This is a genomic window from Burkholderia sp. JPY481 (assembly GCF_038900515.1).
Classification (GTDB): domain Bacteria; phylum Pseudomonadota; class Gammaproteobacteria; order Burkholderiales; family Burkholderiaceae; genus Paraburkholderia; species Paraburkholderia youngii.
This window is the reverse complement of sequence record NZ_JAYMRT010000011.1, coordinates 20,653-36,542: the sequence shown is the minus strand read 5'-3', so window position 1 is coordinate 36,542 and position 15,890 is coordinate 20,653. Positions and strand designations below refer to the sequence as shown.

The following is a 15,890-nucleotide window of genomic DNA, read 5'->3' as shown; positions in this document are numbered from 1 at the left end:
GGACTCCTAGTGGGCATCGGGCGGGGGCGCGGTGTTGCCGAACGGCCGCGAAAACAGCACGCTCAGCAAAGCGACCACGAAGCACAGCGCAACCGCCAGAAAGGCGTCGGAAAACGCGAGCACCAGCGCTTCGCGCATCAATGCCTCGTGCAATTCGGCCAGCCCCGCATTCGCAGCATTCAATACGTTGCCGCCGACTGCCGACAAATACTCGGCCTGCTTCTGCAAGATCGATTCGACGACCGGACGGCCCGCGTTCAGATGTTCGTCGAGCCGTTCGTAGTGAAGATTCAGACGGTCGTTCAACATCGTGCTGCTGACCGCGATGCCGATCGCGCCGCCGAGATTACGCATCAGATTGAACAGTCCGCTCGCGGAGCGCAGCCGCGACGGCGGCAACGCGCCGAGCGCCATCGTCACAATCGGCGGAATACAGAACTGCTGGCCGATTCCGCGCAAGGCTTGCGGAATTAGCAGTTGCTGCCAGCCCCATTGGTTCGTCAACGGCACGTACAGATAGCAGCCGATGCCAAACAGCGCGAGGCCGAACACCATCAGCAAGCGCATATCGACGAAGCGCGCGAGCGTCGAGTACGCGCCGAGCGCGAGCAACTGAAAACAGCCGACCGATAGCAACGCGAGGCCGATCTGCAACGAATCGAAGCCGCGCACGCGGGCAAGAAACACCGGCGTCAGAAACACGGTGCAGAAGATCCCGATCCCGGTGATGAACGACAGCAGACTGCCGATACCGAAGTTGCGCAGCGCCAGCGCGCGCAGGTCGACGATCGGTTCCTTCGCGGTGAACGCATGCACGAGGAACAGAAACCCGCAGATCGCCGCGACCCACGCGCACAGCACGATCACGTCGTCGCCGAACCAGTTCTTGCGCGGCCCTTCTTCGAGCACGTATTCGAGGCAGCCGAGAAAACCCGACATCAGCAGGATGCCGACGTAGTCGCCCTTCTTCAGCAGCGACAGATCGACCCTGTCGATATGCACGTACTTCGGCACCAGCAGCGTAACGGCGACGCCCGGTACCAGGTTCAGATAGAACAGCCAGTGCCACGACCATTGCGACGTGATCCAGCCGCCGATCACCGGGCCGATCGTCGGTGCCAGCGACGCGAGCGCGCCGATCGTCGTCGATGCGATCAAACGCTGCTTGCCGGGAAACAGCACGAACGCGGTCGTAAACACGGTCGGGATCATCGCGGCGCCAAGCGCGCCTTGCAGACCGCGAAACAGGATCATCGAGTTGATGTCCCATGCGAGCCCGCACAGCATGCTGGTCACCGTGAAGCCGAACGCGGAAAACGTGAACAGCCACCGTGTCGAGAACACGCGCGTGAGCCACCCCGACATCGGAATCACGATGATCTCCGCGATCAGATACGAGGTCTGCACCCACGACAGTTCGTCCTGACTCGCGGACAGCCCGCCACCGATATCGCGCAGCGACGACGCGACGATCTGGATATCGAGCGTCGCCATGAAAAAGCCCACGCACATCAGCGCGAATGCGAAGACCTTGGTGCGGGTCGGCTGGTCGGCGGGGTTGTCGAGAACGTCGGTCATGATCGGTTCATCCCTGCGCGGCCGGATGGCCCGCATCGACGTGCACTTTCACCGTCGCGGAGAGGCCGGGACGCAACACGCCTTGCATGTCCTTCGGCACGTCGAGGCGCACGCGCACCGGCACGCGCTGCACGATCTTCGTGAAGTTGCCGGTCGCGTTTTCCGCGGGCAATACGCTGAAGGTCGCGCCGGTCGCCGGCGCAAGGCTTTCGACCACGCCATGCAGCGTGGTATTCGACGCGTCGAGCTGGACCTCGACGCTGTCGCCCGCGCGCATCTTGCGCAGCTGGTCTTCCTTGAAGTTCGCGTCGATCCACAGGCCGCTCGCGGGCACGACGGTCAGCAGCGACACGCCGGTGTTGGCGAGCAGCCCGACGCGCGCGGTCCGATTGCCGACATAGCCGTCGATCGGCGAGCGGATCGTCGTGTATTCCACGTTCAACGCGGCGACGCGCTGCGCGGCCTGCGCGGTCGCTATGCGCGCTTTCGCGTCGCCGATCTGCGCGTCGAGCACCGCGATCTGGCGTTGCGCCGCGAGCAGCGCCGCGCCGCTGCGATCGACCGCGGCGCGCGCTTTGGTCAGATCGGCATCGGCTTTCTCGACGACCTGGTTCGACACTGCGTCGTCCTTCACGAGCTCGCGGTAGCGGATCTGGTCGGCCGCGCTGCGCGTCAGCTCGGCGCCCGACGCGCGGACCTCCGCGGCCTGCTCGTTGATCGCCGCGAGTTGCAGCGATTTCTTCGCTTCGAGCTCGGTGACGGCGGCCTGCGCGCTCTCCACTTCCGCGTTGGCCTGCGCGAGACGCGCGTCGTAATCGCGGGCGTCGAGACGCACCAGCACCTGGTTGGCATGCACGAACTCGTTGTCGCGCACCAGCACGTCGGTGACGAAGCCGTTGACTTTTGGCGCCATCACCGTGACGTCGCCGCCGACGTAGGCATCATCGGTCGTCTCGAGGAAGCGGCCGACGAAGAACCAGTACGACGTGGCCAGCGCCAGCACGACGAGAACGGACAGGATCGCGAGCAGCATCCACGGGATACGCCGCGCCGCTCGGGCTGGTTGTACCGCGCTCGGGGGCGCGACGGTCGAGGGAGTTGTGGACATGATGTCGATATGTGCGTATGCACTCTTCAGGTTGAAAAAAACGGCGCGGTGCGCCGGCCTCCGCTACCTTCAGCGTTTATGTCAAAGCGAATCTGTGGTGATCGCAAATAGCTCGCTGCGCAGCGCGGCCGCGCGCTTCTCGCCGAAGCGGTGTTCGAACTCGGCCTGTGCGGCGTACCAGTACGCGCGGGCCGAGGCTAACCGCTGTTCGCCCTCGGGTGTCAGCGAGATCAGCAGCGTGCGTGCATCCGCACCCAGTGCCTCGCTCGACACGAGCCCGTCGCGGCGCAGCGGCTGGATCGTGCGGACCAGCGTGGTGCGCTGCATGCGCATGGCTTCGGCGATCTGCTTCATCGTCATCGGACCGGTGCGCTTCAGACGCCCCAGCAGCGAAAACTGCGTGATGGTCAGGTCGACATTCGACAGATGCCGATCATAGATCTGCGATACGTGACGCGCGGCCTGGCGGATCGCAAAGCAGTCGTCATCTAGGAGCGCTTCCATTCGCTTCCCTTCCTTTTGCTCGTTAGTGCATATGCACATGAAGCGGCATTATAAAACCCGCCGAGGCGGGCTCCGGTGCCGATCTAGTCGGTGATGCTGAACAGCTCCGCGCGCAGCGTCTTCGCGCGGGCGCGACCGAACTTCTTTTCGAACTCGTCCTGCGCGGCGCGCCATGCGACCGAGGCCTGATCGAAGGTAGTCACGCCCTTTTCCGTCAGGCTGAACAGCAGCGTGCGGTTGTCGTGGTCCGCCGCTTCGGCCAGCACGAGACCGTCGCGCTGCAGCGGCTTCATTGCGCGGACCAGGGTGGTGCGCTCCATGACCATCGCGTCCGCGAGCTCCGCCATCGGCAGGTTCGGGGTGCGCGCGAGCTTTGCCAGGATCGTGAACTGCGCAGCCGTCAGCCCGACGCTGCCGAGATGGCGCTCGTAGATCTGCGTGACATGCCGCGCCGCCTGGCGCAGCGCGAAGCAGTTGCATTCATCGTAGGAGACAGGGCGGTTCATGCAATCAAGTCTATGTGTGCATATGCACGATGTCAAGTTTTTCTGCGCACGCACTGGGAGCCCTCACCGCAAATCCGCTCGCAGATCACGCACACCCTTGCCCAGTCGTTGGCGCAATAGCGTGCGTAACGTGGCACCGTCGACATACCCGACCTCGGCCGCGATCGCGTCGATGCCGAGGCCGCTGCCATGCAGCAGCGACTGCGCGTGCTCGACACGCAGATCCTGAAAGTACCCCAACGGCGATTTGCCGAGCACGTCCTGGCAACGACGCTGCAGCGTGCGCGCGCTCGTCGCCAGTGCGGCTGCCGCGTGCTGCAGCGAGAACCCTTCCTTCAGATGATCGCGCGCCCATCGCTCGAAACGCTGAATCAGCGGATCGGCCTGAGCGAGGTGGTTGGGAATGATGTAAGGCGCCTGCGATGAGCGCAGATCCGCGAGCAGATACCGCGACACGAGCGCGGCCAGTTCGGGGCTCGCGCGACGGATCAGCCACAGCGCAAGATCGAGATGCCCCATCGCCGCGCCCGCCGTCACCCCGACCTCCGTTGGCACCAGCATGCGCGACTCGTCGAGCAGCACCGCCGGATAGCGCTGCCGGAACAGTGGACTCAGCCACCAGGTCGTCGTCGCTTCGCGATGATCGAGGAGCCCGGTTTCCGCGACGAGGAACGTGCCGATGCATGACGCGGCAAGCAACGTGCCCTGTGCATGCCACGCGAGCAATTGTTCCCTGGCGTCGCGCACGTCCGGCCGTTCGAGCGCCGGCACCAGTTGCTCCGGGGTGCCGGTGCCGAGCGCGGGAATGACCACCCAGTCCGGTTTTAGGTCGGCGGTGATCGCTTGCACGGGGATCGCGAACCCCTGCCCCGACTGGACCTTCTTGCGCACGCCGACGATCGACAGCTCGAAGTGCGGCCGTCCGCCCATCTTCGCGGCCGCGAACCGGTTGGCGAGCGAGAACGCGTCGAGCATGACGGTGAGGCCGGTATCGAACAGCCCCTGCAGGGCGAGGATCGCGATGCGCATGGCGTAAATGACCCTAAAGTTGTCATTTGCGACGATACAGCTTTTTCCGGACGAGGGCTACAGTGAACTCCGTTGTACATCGCAACGAACGTCGACCAAGGAGGTCACAGATGAAAGTTTTCGCCATCGCATCCGCACAACCGACCCTCACCCCGGACAAGCTCCAGCAGCACTTGCCCCACGAGGTGCCGGCCACTCTGCAGTTCTATCTGGACGGCAAGGTCGAGCAGTTCTGGTTCCGCGACAAGGCCGGACCGATCTTCCTGATGAACGTCGCATCGGTCGATGAGGCCAGGTCGATACTCGACGCGTTGCCGCTCGTGGCCGACGGGCTGATGAAGTATGAGTATTTGCCGGTGGGACCGCTCGCGCCGCTCGGGCGGCTGATTCACAAGGGATGATGTTGCAGGCGGAATAACGGTGCCGCCGGCCTGGCCGGCGGCACGCTAGCAGAAGCATCACTGCCCGACCTTCTCCGATTCAACCACGAGGTCCAGTACATAAGCCACCGACGGTCCGTCGGCGGGCGGGTTCGTGATCGTAAAACGCTTGACGCGCACCACGTTACGGATGCCCGGCGTGTGCGTATAGCCTTCGATATTCTGATTGAACGGCTGCCACGGACCGGGCGTGCCGGTGGCCAGCCCCTGCTCGTCGAAGAAACGTTCGCGCACGAGCAGACATTGCCCGTCCGGCATCAACGGATGGGTGCACGGCACCGACTGCGGCGCCACCTCCAGGAATGCAATTTGACCGGGGCCGCCGTAGCGCGTCTCGGCCGTCGGCACGCCGGTAAAGCTCAGCGTATCGCCGTTATCCGTGACGAGTTGCAGGCGCGGCCCGTTGTCGCGCGCGAGAAGGTTCACGTTGACGCTGCCGCGCACTCGCTGCGAGATCGCATCGTCGAGTGCGGCAAGCGCGGGGTCGTTGCAGGCCATCATCGTGGTGACCATCGGGCCGATCTGCAGATACCCCTTCCTCACCGTGTAACCCGCTCCCATGTTGTTGCAGCTATTGACGACGGTGATCCGATACGGACTGAAGTCCAGTTGCACCGGTTTGTCCGGGCGGGCGAACAGCGCATCGATGCGGTTGCCGTTGCTGTCGATCGCGTTGCTCAGCTGCCAGTGGTAGCGGGCCAGCTGATCGGTGCCGGTCGGCGCCGCCGGGTTCGCCGCGGCCGTGGTCGCCGTGGGAGCCGGCGCTGTCACTTCGGGTGTCTGCGCGCACGCGGCGAGAACGAGCGGCAGCAGGAGCAAGCGGTATTTCACGTCGGCACCTCGGTGAGTTCAGTGGTTGTTCCGGGCGTTGGCCCGCGTCGCCTGGCGAAGGGACGCGAGCATCAGGTCGCATGCCCGAAAGCCGGAAAAGCCAGTGAAGGTCACCACCCGGCCACGTTACGCCGGGTTTGCGCACCTGCGTCGCTCAGGCCGCGAGCAATCGACTCGACGACCGACAGCATAACGCAGGTAGATGGCGGAAATATGCTGTTCCATGTCTGCCTTGGATTCTTCGTTAGGTTACCGAACTGCGGCAGGTGACGCAGGCTACGCCTTGGATATGTCGCGACGCACCGCGGGCGCGGCGTGAAGTCTCCTGAGCCGGGGGCGCAGCATCAGATAGAAGGCGGCAACGTGCGTGATCGCCAGCGTCGGTACATAGATGATCGGGATCGCGTACATGGCGCCCAGTTCTCCTGAATGCGCGGGCAGATCGGCCGCTGTCGCGTGGTAGTAGTCGACAAGCAGATCGGCCATACCGACCAGATTGAAAGCAACCACGAACGACCAGAAAAGCGGCCGTATCCGCGCCGTCAGCAAGGCCAGCATCGCCAGCACGCCCGTGGCGAAATCTCCGTAAGCGGCGAACGCGGCGAAGCTCGCGGACAGTTGCGGACTGACGACGCCGGGTAGCAGGAACGCGAGCCCGAAAAAACGGAAGCTGTGCAAGGTGGCGATCGCGCGTTGCGCGTCGAACGGCGCCATCGACCTGAGCTTCGGCCACACGTAGGTGCGGAAGCACAACAACCAGGCAACGTAGCCCAGAACGAGATGCATCTGAAAGAGAAGCCGCGCTGACATGATGCCTCCTGTCGAATGTTGGATGCGCAGGTGATAGGTGTACCATCGTCTCGCGCGAGCGACTATTCCTCACAATGTTGACAGGCTATGAAGCAGAACTTCACAGTCAGGCAGGGTGCACTCGACGGCGTCGAGGTCTTCCTCAGCGTGGCCGAGCATCGCAGTTTTCGCGGCGCCGCCGCGGCGCTCGGCGTGACGCCGTCGGCGATCAGTCAGGCGGTGCGCGTGCTCGAAGCGCGCATCGGCGCGACGCTTTTCATTCGCACGACGCGCAGCGTCGGCTTGACCGAAGCCGGCGAGCGCTTTCTGGCGCGCGCCAAGCCCGCTTTCGAGGAACTCGTCGCCGCCAGCGAGGTGGCGCGCGGACTCGGCGAGCGGCCGTCCGGCCTGTTGCGTCTTTCGGTGCCACGCGCGGTCGTGCCGATCCTGCTGGAGCCGCTGATCGCGTCGTTCTGCGAGGCCAATCCCGAGGTCGAGGTGGAGATTGCGGCCAGCAAGGAGCTGATCGATCTCGCGGCGGAAGGGTTCGACGCCGGCATCCGGCTGGGCCAGTTCGTTGCCGCCGACATGGTCGCGGTGCCGTTGACGGCGCCATTCCGCTTCGTCGTGGTGGGAAGTCCCGGCTATTTCGCGGCGCGCGGCCACCCCGAGCACATCGACGATCTGCGTACGCATGCCTGCATTCGCTGGCGGCGCTCCAACGGCGCGCTCGCGTCGTGGTCGTTCAACGACGACGGCCAGCCGATCGAAGTCGCCGTTTCCGGTCCTTTCATCGCCAGCGATTTTCTGGGCATGCTGGGTGCGGCGAACGCAGGCATCGGCCTTGCTCAGCTACCCGAGCCGATGGCCGCCGAGGGGTTGCGAACCGGAAAGCTCGTGCGCGTTCTGGAGGCGTATGCGCCGATGATCCCTGGCGTGTTTCTCTACTATCCGAGCCGCCGGCAGATCATGCCGAAGCTGCGTGCGTTCATCGATCATGTGAAGAGCCGCACGGCGAGTACCCAAAATGGGCGCTGATTGCCGGTCTGCAGGAGTACCTGTGGTCTGGCCGCCATTTCTGGCAACCATTTGGCGATTACGGTACGGCCGCGCTAGCGGCGACCGCTTTCAACTCATGAGCCTTGTAATATCGACCGCCCCAGAACGAGTAACTCGTTGAACTGTGTTACCAATTCGAAACATAAAGCAAACGACAGCATATAAGACGGCCCGGGAAATCTGTGCATCCACCCCAGAATCGGCACTGAAATACGTGTTCTAACGGCGTCCCGAGTCATTATCCATGTGATGGTCGCGCCAATCGCCGCCCCCGCGATTATGTCGGTCGGATAGTGCCATCCGAGATAAACGCGAGGCAGACATATGAAGATCGCGGTGTATAAAAGCGCGAGCACACCGGCGCGGCGCGACACCAGAAAGATCCCGGTTGCGACCGAAATCCACAGCATCGCGTGGTCACTTGGGAAGGAGCTCCAGGCTGGCAACACGGCCGCTTCCAGACCACCCGACGGAAAACTCAGGTGTAGCTCAGGATTAAACAGAGGCCGTATTCGGAATGGCAAATAATGGGCAATAAGCCTGAATATCGCGAGCGCAAGAAGGCCGCTCGCGATCGTCGCGACGACCATTTCACGCTCCCAATCACCACGCTGGCTGGGTTTGAACCATATCCACCACAATACTGGTATGAGCACCAAACCCTTGAATGTGTATAGGTCCGCGATGATTCTTATGGCGTGATTCAACATGGCGCAATTCAGCGCCATGTGCGTCAGGAAAGCTTGGATTGCGGTATCGAAAGGGTCCATTCGTCAGGAGTGTCCGCAAAAGCTTTCGAGCAATCGGTGCGGTAGCGAACGTTTGCGTTACTCGCGAACAGCCAGTCCGCTTCTCTTAAGCAATTCTTCAGCATGGTTACCTTACGATCGCGCCGAACCGACAAGACGAACAACCGACGCGCATTCAAGGGATCTGTTGCCATGCAGTTGCTGTTGATGGGAAAGGATGAGTTGATCGCTGGACCGGTCGTCGATACGTTGCGACGTGCGGGCCATACCATCAATTGGATGAGTGTCGTTGGCGAGCCCATGAGTTGGCCGGACTGCATGTACGACCTCATCATGCTCGACCCTGACCTGTCGGGAATCAACCTTATTGACGCGCTGAAGCGTTATCGAGAGTGCGGTGGCGATGCCCTGATCATCATCGTGACGGCACAGAGGGAACTGAAAAGTTGTATTGCCGCACTCGACGCAGGCGCGGACGATTACCTGGTCAAACCATTCGACGTCGATGAACTTGCGGCGCGCGTACGTGCGTTGACGCGTCGCAGAGTGGTACGGACGGTTCCCGTTCTCGCGTACGATGGCCTCATGCTGGATGCAGCCTCTCATCGAGTCACCCTGCATGGAGAACCGCTCACGCTGGCGCCGCGCGGGTTCGCTCTGCTACAGGCGCTGATCGAAGATCCGGCGCGCGTTTTCACTCGCTCGGAACTTGAAGCGAGGATATGCGATCCACGCGAGGAAATCGCCAGCAATGCCATCGAAGTGCAGGTGTGTGGCTTGCGACGAAAAATCGGAGCAGGACGGATCGTGACGGTACGCGGCGCAGGCTATTGTCTGCGAACACCTGACTCGACAGTCCGCTTCGCTGGCTAGCGGACGTTCCTGTTTCAAGCGCGGTTACCCGCTTCGTTGCGAGAAACCATCGTGAGCGCGAGTCCGGCCAGCACGAGAGCCACGCCGACCACGAACGATGGGCCGACCCTGTCGCCGAACATGAATGATGCAGCGGCAATGCCGAAGATCGGCTGGAGGAACTGAACGCTCGCGGCAACCCGCGCCGGAACGATACGCAGCAGGTTGAGCCACATGAACAGGCCGGCAACAGTCACGATCACCCCGAGATATACCGCGGCTGATACACCCTGCGTGGTAACGTGAAATGGAACGTGCCACATCTCCCACGCCGCCCACGGCAGCAGTGCAACGAAACCGAACAGCGTGCTCCAGGCTGCAACCGTCGCAGTGCCATATGCGGTCGTGAGTTCGACGCTCCAGACGTAATAGAACGCAATCGCGAGCGCCGACAGCAGCACGCAAATCGCGCCGCCCGCAGTGGTATCGGACAGCGTCGCTGCGCCGTGCTCGCGGGCGAACGCGACCAACGCGATGCCCGCGAATGCCGCTAGCAGTCCCAGCTTTTGCCAACCCGATACATGCTGTTTGAGGCGCAGCGCCGCAAAGAACACGATAAAAACCGGAATGGTCGCGGAAATGATGGTGCCGACAGACGCCGAGGTGCCCGAGACGCCAAAGGTCTGCGCGACCTGTCCGATGCCGATGCCCAGCACGCCTAGCATGGCGACGCGCGGCCATGCGTGCCGCGGCAACGGATGCCGGCCCACCGCGAAGATGAGCAGTAGCGGCACGGCTACGGCAAAACGCATTGCGGTGAGCGTCAGCGGGGGTAGCGACTCGAGTCCCAGTTTGGTCACCGGTATGGATAGTCCCCACATCACCGCGAGGACCAGCAATGCGCCGAAACTCCGCATCGTGATCGTCTTGGCTGCGTGGTCATTGACGACCACCCCGGAACGGGCATCACTCAGGCTTGGGCTCGACATGGGCGTTGGTGCGAAAAAGACATTGAATGGAGATATTCGCGGCCGCGCGGATCGTTGACAAACGATTTGTCGTCATATAATGCGTGAGCAAAACTCACACATAACGGCCCATCATGTTCGATCGGCTTCCACCGCTGCAAACCCTGCGCGCGTTCGAAGCGACTGCGCGACTACTGAGCATGACGCTGGCCGCCGAGGAACTGCACGTGACCCACGGCGCAGTGAGCCGGCACATCAAGACGCTCGAGAATCATCTCGGTGTTCCGCTGTTCCGCCGCCTCACGCGCCGGATCATCCTGACCGATGCGGGAACCGAGTTTCACTTTGCTGTAGCTCGACTACTGGGCGAGCTGACGAGGGAAGCCGAGAGCCTGCGCGGACACGACAGCCTCGCAAGCATGACGATCAGTACCAGCGTTTCGTTCGCGACCAAGTGGCTGGCGCCGCGCCTTCATCGCTTCAAGGCGATTCATCCGGAACTCGATGTGCATCTCGACGTGATCGATCGCAATGTCGATCTGGACGATGGGCAGGTCGACGCAGCCGTGCGTTACGGCGGGGGTCGCTATCCTCGCGTGCAGTCCGAACGGATTCTCGAAGAAACCGTGACACCGGTTTGTAGCCCCAGCTACCGCGAAGAAGTCGGCGGGTTGACGACTCCGGCTGATCTCACACGCTGCACGCTGCTGCATGAAGACCGGATGTTGGCCAATTGGGAACAGTGGTTCGCCTACGCGGACGTGGACAGGAACCGCAGAGGTCGAGGTCCCGCATACGGTCACGGAAGCATGGCCATCGAGGCAGCCATTCGTGGCGAAGGCGTAGCTCTCGGACGCAGCGCCCTGGTAGGCGATGACATCGTGGCTGGACGCCTCGTCGCGCCGTTTCCCGACATTCGCCTGAAAGTCGAGCGCGGCTATGATCTGGTCTATCGCGTCGGCAATCGCGATCATCCCAAGGTCTGCGCGCTGCGCGACTGGTTAGCAGCCGAAGTGCGGCGATTTCTGGCAGACACGAGATGAATGCTGGCTTCGGCCAGGAGCGGCAGCGTGGGCTATGGCGCCAATCCCGGTGCGTCGTAATCGAGGGGTCGAGCTGCAGCGAGAGTTGGAGGCGGATATGGCAAGCGAGGACCGCAACGAAAAGGCGGAGCCAGCGATGGTGCCGCCAGTCGCAAACCCGGGGATCATACGGCCGCCTTTTGTCTACCTGAGTGCAATCGCCCTTGGCGTGTTGCTGCATTTCGCATGGCCAGTGCAGCTTGTGCCTCATACAGTGAGCGGGCCACTCGGGGCAGCGCAGTGCTGGTCGCTGTCGTGCTGTTTCTCTGGGCCGTGCGCACGCTTCGGGCCGCTGACACCCCCGTGCCGGGAAATCGGCCCACCACCGCTATCGTCAGCAAGGGGCCCTTTCGATGCAGCCACAATCCCATCTACCTGGCTTTTTCGCTGCTCCAGTTAGGCATTGCGTTCTCGGTCAACAGTCTTTGGCTACTGCTCACCCTCGTGCCGGCGGTGGCGCTGATGTCACTCGTGGTCATCCCGCGGGAAGAGCGCTATCTGGAAAGCCGCTTTCCGTCGGAATACCTGGCCTACAAGGCGTCTGTGCGTCGCTGGCTGTGAACGCTTTCTGGAAAAAAGTTTCCAGACTAGCGATAGTTCACGAAGTTAATAATGTCGTTGAGGAACCACGGCAGTATCAGTTGCGTGTCGGAATAGCTGGTGCCGACGGTGAGTCGCGGTGGTCTCGCAGCGGCGTCGGGACCGTGCAGCAGGTAGGCGTTCGTATCGTGCGCCGCCTGAGGACTCGCCGGCGGCGAGGTCGACGTGCAGCCGGCAGCGAAAACGAGAAATGCTGCGAAGCAAAGAGACTTCATGAGCGGGTGAACTCCGGCGACGTTTCCTCCATTATGGCCGAACTCAGTCGAGTACCTGCGACGAGCCGCGCCCGCTTCACAACGCCAGCACCGTCACACCCACTTCCATCCGATGCGCGCCGCCGCCGAGAATCGTCCCGCGCAGCAACGACACATCGCTGTAATCGCGCCCGATCGCGAGCGTCACATGATCGAGATCGGCGAGCACGTCATTGGTCGGATCGAGATCGATCCAGCCGCTGGCCGGACAATGCACCGACACCCACGCGTGCGAAGCATCCGCGCCAATCAGACGCGGATGGCCGGGCGGCGGATCGTTGCGCAGATAGCCGCTGACGTAGCGCGCGGGCAAACCGAGCGAGCGCAGGCAGCCGATCATCACCTGCGCGAAATCCTGGCACACCCCGCTCTTCAGCTCGAATGCGCGTTCGGCCGGCGTATCGAACAGCGTCGCCGACGGCTTGTACGCGAAGTCCTCGTGAATGCGATGCATCAGATCGATCGCGCCGGCGACGAGCGGCCGGCCCGGCGTGAAGCTCGGCAACGCATACGCGCGCAGCGACGGCCGCAGTGCAATATTCGGCGACGCGAAGCAATACTCCGCCTCGGGACGGAACGCGCCTCCCACGCGAAACCGCAGCGCCTCGGCCACCGTCTCCCAGGGCGGGGTCGCCGCGGCGTCGAGGTTGGTCCAGCGCGGCGTCAGCGCGACCGTGGTCTCGCTGACGAGCTGCAGACGCTCGTGCGGTGTATCGAGCGCGAAGTACAGCACGTCGTTGCCGAACGCATCGATGCGGTTATGCCGATACGACGGCTCCGGCTCGATTCGCTCGCTGCGCGAGATCACGTGCTGCCACGGACACGCGAGCGGCCGGATCGTCGCCAGATGCTGCGCGGTTTCGACATACGTCGAGTAATGGTAGGTAGTGCGATGAGAAACGGACAGCACCGTCGATGCGTGCTTCATACCCACACCTGCGAGGCGACCGTGGTCGCGTGACTGAAATAGCGCGCGCTGATCTCATGCGCGGCCGCATTGGCGAAGCCGCCGATCTGATCGCACAGCGCAATCAGCTTGCCATACGAGCCATGTTCGTCGACCTCGCACAGCGATCCGAGCGACGGCAGCATCTCCACCGGCGGCAGCAGCTCCGCGAACGGCCGATGCCGAACGCTGGCCGCCGCGACGGCGATCTCGCCGAGCTTGTTGCGCAGCCGTTCGTACACGCCATAAATGCCGCGCGGATTGTGCGGTTCGATCACCAGCAGATCGAGCAGCGCGGGCACTTCGAAACGCCCCGGGTACAGCGAGCGATACGTGAGCGTGCTGTCGAACATTTGCAGCAGCAGATCGAAGCCGGCCGGCGTCGCGAGCTGGCCGTTCGCGGCGACGCCGCGCATGAACGCGGCCATCGTCGCGACGCGTTCGATATGACGCCCGACGAACAGCAGCCGCCATGCTTCATCGCGCGTCATGCGGTCGCCCTGCGCGCCGCTGATCGCCGATAGCTGCACCGACAGATGTTCGAGCGCGTTCGCGAGCGTCACGCGATCGTAGCGATCGAACGCACTGCCGCTGCTCGCGGCACCCGCGCCGCCGTTGCCCGCGCCCACGGCAGGCAGCAACACCTGCAACGCGTCCTGAAAGTCGTTGCGCGCCGCGAGGATCATGCGCCAATGATCATTCGACAACCGCCCGCGCACCTCGCCGTTCGCGCGCGCCTGGCAGTTGAGGTTCTGGCTGATGCTGACACTGCCCGCGCTCTCGCCGAGATTCGCGACGAGCGCGCGCTCGAAGGTCTGCGGCGAGGCCGGCCCGTGCGGCGACGCCAGGTCGCCAGGCTGCACGAGGCCGCACCATGTCGCGAGTTCGACCAGCGTCGCGAACATCGCGTCGGCGTCGTTGCCTTCGAGCGAGCCGAGAATCAGCCGCAGCAGCCGCACGTTGTTTTCCGCACGCTCCCCATAGCGGCCCGCCCAGAACAGGTTCTCCGCGGCGCGGCTCGATACCGTGCGATGCTTGCGCGTGAGGTCGGCGGGCTGCATCGGCGAAGGCAGCAGCGTGAACGTAGAGCTGGGCTGGCTCGACAGCACCCATGTATCGACGCTGCTGCCGCCATGCTGCATGGATACCGTGGTCTGACGCTCGGCGGCCATGCGCGTGAAGCCGCCCGGCATCACGTGCCAGCCGCCGTTGACGTCGGCGATCGCATAGACGCGCAGCACCGACGGCCGCCCGCCGATCGTGCCCTCCTCGTAGCGCGGCGTGCAGGAAAAGCGCTGCTCCTGCTGGATCGTGAACGCGTCGGGCCACGCGTCGATGCGCTCGCGCCATGCCGCGAGCGGCTGTCCTCCCCCTTCGATGCCGGGCGGCGCATCGCGTCCCGCGAGCGGCCATGTCGGCACGACGAACGCGTCGTCGAGGTGGGCAAACGCATGCTCGCGCGCCGCCTGTTCGCCGCACCACCAGGTCGGCACGCCGGGCAGCAGCAGTTCTTCGCCGAGCAACGCTTCGGCGATACCGGGCATGAAACCGTGCAGCGCCGGCGACTCGGTGAACCCCGAGCCCGGCACGTTGGACACGATCACATTGCCCGCCCTCATCACCTGCAACAGCCCCGGCACGCCGATCGTCGAATCGGCGCGCAGCTCGACCGGGTCGCAGAATGCGTCGTCGAGACGGCGCAGCACGACGTGCACGCGTTCGAGGCCTGCAAGCGTCTTCAGATAGAGCCGGTCGCCGCGCACGGTCAGATCCTTGCCTTCGACCAGCGTGACGCCGAGATAGCGCGCCAGAAACACATGCTCGAAATAGGTCTCGCTGTACGGCCCCGGCGTGAGCAGCGCGATATGCGGTGAAGCGTCGGCGCTTTCCTCGTCGCGCATCGTCGCTTGCGCGGCCTGCACGAGCGTCGCGATCAGTTGCGAATAGAGCGGCGCGAGCCGGCTCACACGCAGCGAGCGGAACGGCTCGGCGAGCAGCGTCGAGACGATCAGGCGGTTTTCGAGCGCGTAGCCGAGACCGGAAGGCGCCTCGGTGCGATGCGCGATCACACTCCACTCGCCGCCCGGCGTGCGCGCGAGATCGAGCGCGACGACCTGCAGATACTGGCCACCGGCCGGCGTGAAGCCCTTCACCGAACGCAGATAGCCCGGATGCCCGAACACCAGCGCGGGCGGCAGTTGCCCATGTTCGAGCAGCGTCTGCGGTCCGTAGATGTCGGCGACGATCGCGTTGAGTAGATGCGCGCGCTGCGCGACGCCGCGCTCGAGCTGCGCCCACTCGGCCTCGCTGATCAGGAACGGCAGCAGGTCGAGCGCCCAGGGCCGCGACTTGCCGTTGTCGGCGTAGACGTTGTAGCTGATGTCGTTGTCGCGGATCTGCCGAGCGATCGACGCATGATGGTCCGCGAGCCGCGCTACGCCGTCCTCGTCGAGCAGCGCGAAAAACTGCCGCCACGGCTCGCGCAGCGCGCCCGACGCGTCGCGCAGCTCGTCCCAATGTCCGTCATGACCCGGCAGCAACCGCAACAGGGACGAAGCGTCCGCCGGCATCGCGGACGCTTCGAAGGGCAAGGTC

At 63.7% G+C, this 15,890-nt stretch carries 17 protein-coding genes; 5 read left to right on the top strand and 12 right to left on the bottom strand.

Annotated features, from left to right (window positions below):
* Positions 1–6 precede the first annotated feature (6 nt).
* From VSR82_RS24410 to VSR82_RS24390, 5 genes are all read right to left on the bottom strand, one after another.
* Positions 7–1,578 carry a DHA2 family efflux MFS transporter permease subunit gene (locus VSR82_RS24410; RefSeq protein WP_410851373.1) on the bottom strand — a complete coding sequence of 524 codons (1,572 nt, stop codon included), beginning with the start codon at positions 1,576–1,578 and terminating at the stop codon, positions 7–9.
* Between the two features lie 7 nt (positions 1,579–1,585).
* Entirely contained in the window at positions 1,586–2,686 is a 1,101-nt protein-coding gene (locus tag VSR82_RS24405; protein ID WP_410851374.1) for an HlyD family secretion protein, read from the bottom strand.
* Positions 2,687–2,767: 81 nt separating this feature from the next.
* Positions 2,768–3,190 carry a MarR family winged helix-turn-helix transcriptional regulator gene (locus VSR82_RS24400; RefSeq protein ID WP_429455849.1) on the bottom strand — a complete coding sequence of 141 codons (423 nt, stop codon included), beginning with the start codon at positions 3,188–3,190 and terminating at the stop codon, positions 2,768–2,770.
* Positions 3,191–3,273: 83 nt separating this feature from the next.
* Complete coding sequence (locus VSR82_RS24395; protein ID WP_368582260.1) at positions 3,274–3,696, bottom strand: MarR family winged helix-turn-helix transcriptional regulator; 423 nt, start codon at positions 3,694–3,696, stop codon at positions 3,274–3,276.
* Positions 3,697–3,759: 63 nt separating this feature from the next.
* Positions 3,760–4,725, bottom strand: coding sequence for a GlxA family transcriptional regulator (locus VSR82_RS24390; RefSeq protein WP_368582259.1), 966 nt, complete (start codon positions 4,723–4,725; stop codon positions 3,760–3,762).
* Positions 4,726–4,835: 110 nt separating this feature from the next.
* Between VSR82_RS24390 and VSR82_RS24385 the strand changes: the two genes are divergently transcribed.
* Complete coding sequence (locus tag VSR82_RS24385; protein WP_410851376.1) at positions 4,836–5,126, top strand: hypothetical protein; 291 nt, start codon at positions 4,836–4,838, stop codon at positions 5,124–5,126.
* A gap of 57 nt (positions 5,127–5,183) precedes the next feature.
* On the opposite strand, the gene VSR82_RS24380 is transcribed toward VSR82_RS24385, so the two are convergent.
* Positions 5,184–5,996: a DUF4377 domain-containing protein gene (locus VSR82_RS24380; RefSeq protein ID WP_429455850.1), complete on the bottom strand. Its 813-nt coding sequence runs from the start codon at positions 5,994–5,996 to the stop codon at positions 5,184–5,186.
* 276 nt (positions 5,997–6,272) lie between these two features.
* On the bottom strand, positions 6,273–6,806 hold the full coding sequence (locus tag VSR82_RS24375) for a DUF8737 domain-containing protein (RefSeq protein ID WP_429455851.1): 534 nt from the start codon (positions 6,804–6,806) through the stop codon (positions 6,273–6,275).
* Between the two features lie 87 nt (positions 6,807–6,893).
* Here VSR82_RS24375 and VSR82_RS24370 point away from each other — a divergent pair, with 87 nt between their 5' ends.
* Positions 6,894–7,823 carry a LysR family transcriptional regulator gene (locus VSR82_RS24370; RefSeq protein WP_429455852.1) on the top strand — a complete coding sequence of 310 codons (930 nt, stop codon included), beginning with the start codon at positions 6,894–6,896 and terminating at the stop codon, positions 7,821–7,823.
* 95 nt (positions 7,824–7,918) lie between these two features.
* On the opposite strand, the gene VSR82_RS24365 is transcribed toward VSR82_RS24370, so the two are convergent.
* Complete coding sequence (locus VSR82_RS24365) at positions 7,919–8,614, bottom strand: phosphatase PAP2 family protein (RefSeq protein ID WP_429455853.1); 696 nt, start codon at positions 8,612–8,614, stop codon at positions 7,919–7,921.
* A gap of 171 nt (positions 8,615–8,785) precedes the next feature.
* Here VSR82_RS24365 and VSR82_RS24360 point away from each other — a divergent pair, with 171 nt between their 5' ends.
* Positions 8,786–9,466, top strand: coding sequence for a response regulator transcription factor (locus VSR82_RS24360; RefSeq protein ID WP_429455854.1), 681 nt, complete (start codon positions 8,786–8,788; stop codon positions 9,464–9,466).
* A gap of 14 nt (positions 9,467–9,480) precedes the next feature.
* Here the strand turns inward: VSR82_RS24360 and VSR82_RS24355 are convergent, their stop codons facing one another.
* Entirely contained in the window at positions 9,481–10,434 is a 954-nt protein-coding gene (locus VSR82_RS24355) for a DMT family transporter (protein WP_368582252.1), read from the bottom strand.
* A 113-nt stretch (positions 10,435–10,547) separates the two neighbouring features.
* Here VSR82_RS24355 and gcvA point away from each other — a divergent pair, with 113 nt between their 5' ends.
* Positions 10,548–11,456 carry a transcriptional regulator GcvA gene (gene gcvA, locus VSR82_RS24350; RefSeq protein ID WP_498858131.1) on the top strand — a complete coding sequence of 303 codons (909 nt, stop codon included), beginning with the start codon at positions 10,548–10,550 and terminating at the stop codon, positions 11,454–11,456.
* Between the two features lie 279 nt (positions 11,457–11,735).
* Positions 11,736–12,056 (top strand): methyltransferase family protein, encoded by a 321-nt coding sequence (locus tag VSR82_RS24345; protein WP_429455855.1) that lies wholly within the window; start codon positions 11,736–11,738, stop codon positions 12,054–12,056.
* A 26-nt stretch (positions 12,057–12,082) separates the two neighbouring features.
* On the opposite strand, the gene VSR82_RS24340 is transcribed toward VSR82_RS24345, so the two are convergent.
* The 3 genes from VSR82_RS24340 to VSR82_RS24330 form a co-directional block, all read right to left on the bottom strand.
* Complete coding sequence (locus VSR82_RS24340; protein WP_429455856.1) at positions 12,083–12,310, bottom strand: hypothetical protein; 228 nt, start codon at positions 12,308–12,310, stop codon at positions 12,083–12,085.
* Between the two features lie 76 nt (positions 12,311–12,386).
* A complete protein-coding gene (locus VSR82_RS24335) occupies positions 12,387–13,277 on the bottom strand; it encodes a transglutaminase family protein (protein ID WP_368582248.1) in 891 nt (296 codons plus the stop codon).
* Complete coding sequence (locus tag VSR82_RS24330) at positions 13,274–15,865, bottom strand: circularly permuted type 2 ATP-grasp protein (protein ID WP_368582247.1); 2,592 nt, start codon at positions 15,863–15,865, stop codon at positions 13,274–13,276. Before VSR82_RS24330 ends, VSR82_RS24335 begins: the two co-directional genes overlap by 4 nt.
* Positions 15,866–15,890: the final 25 nt, after the last annotated feature.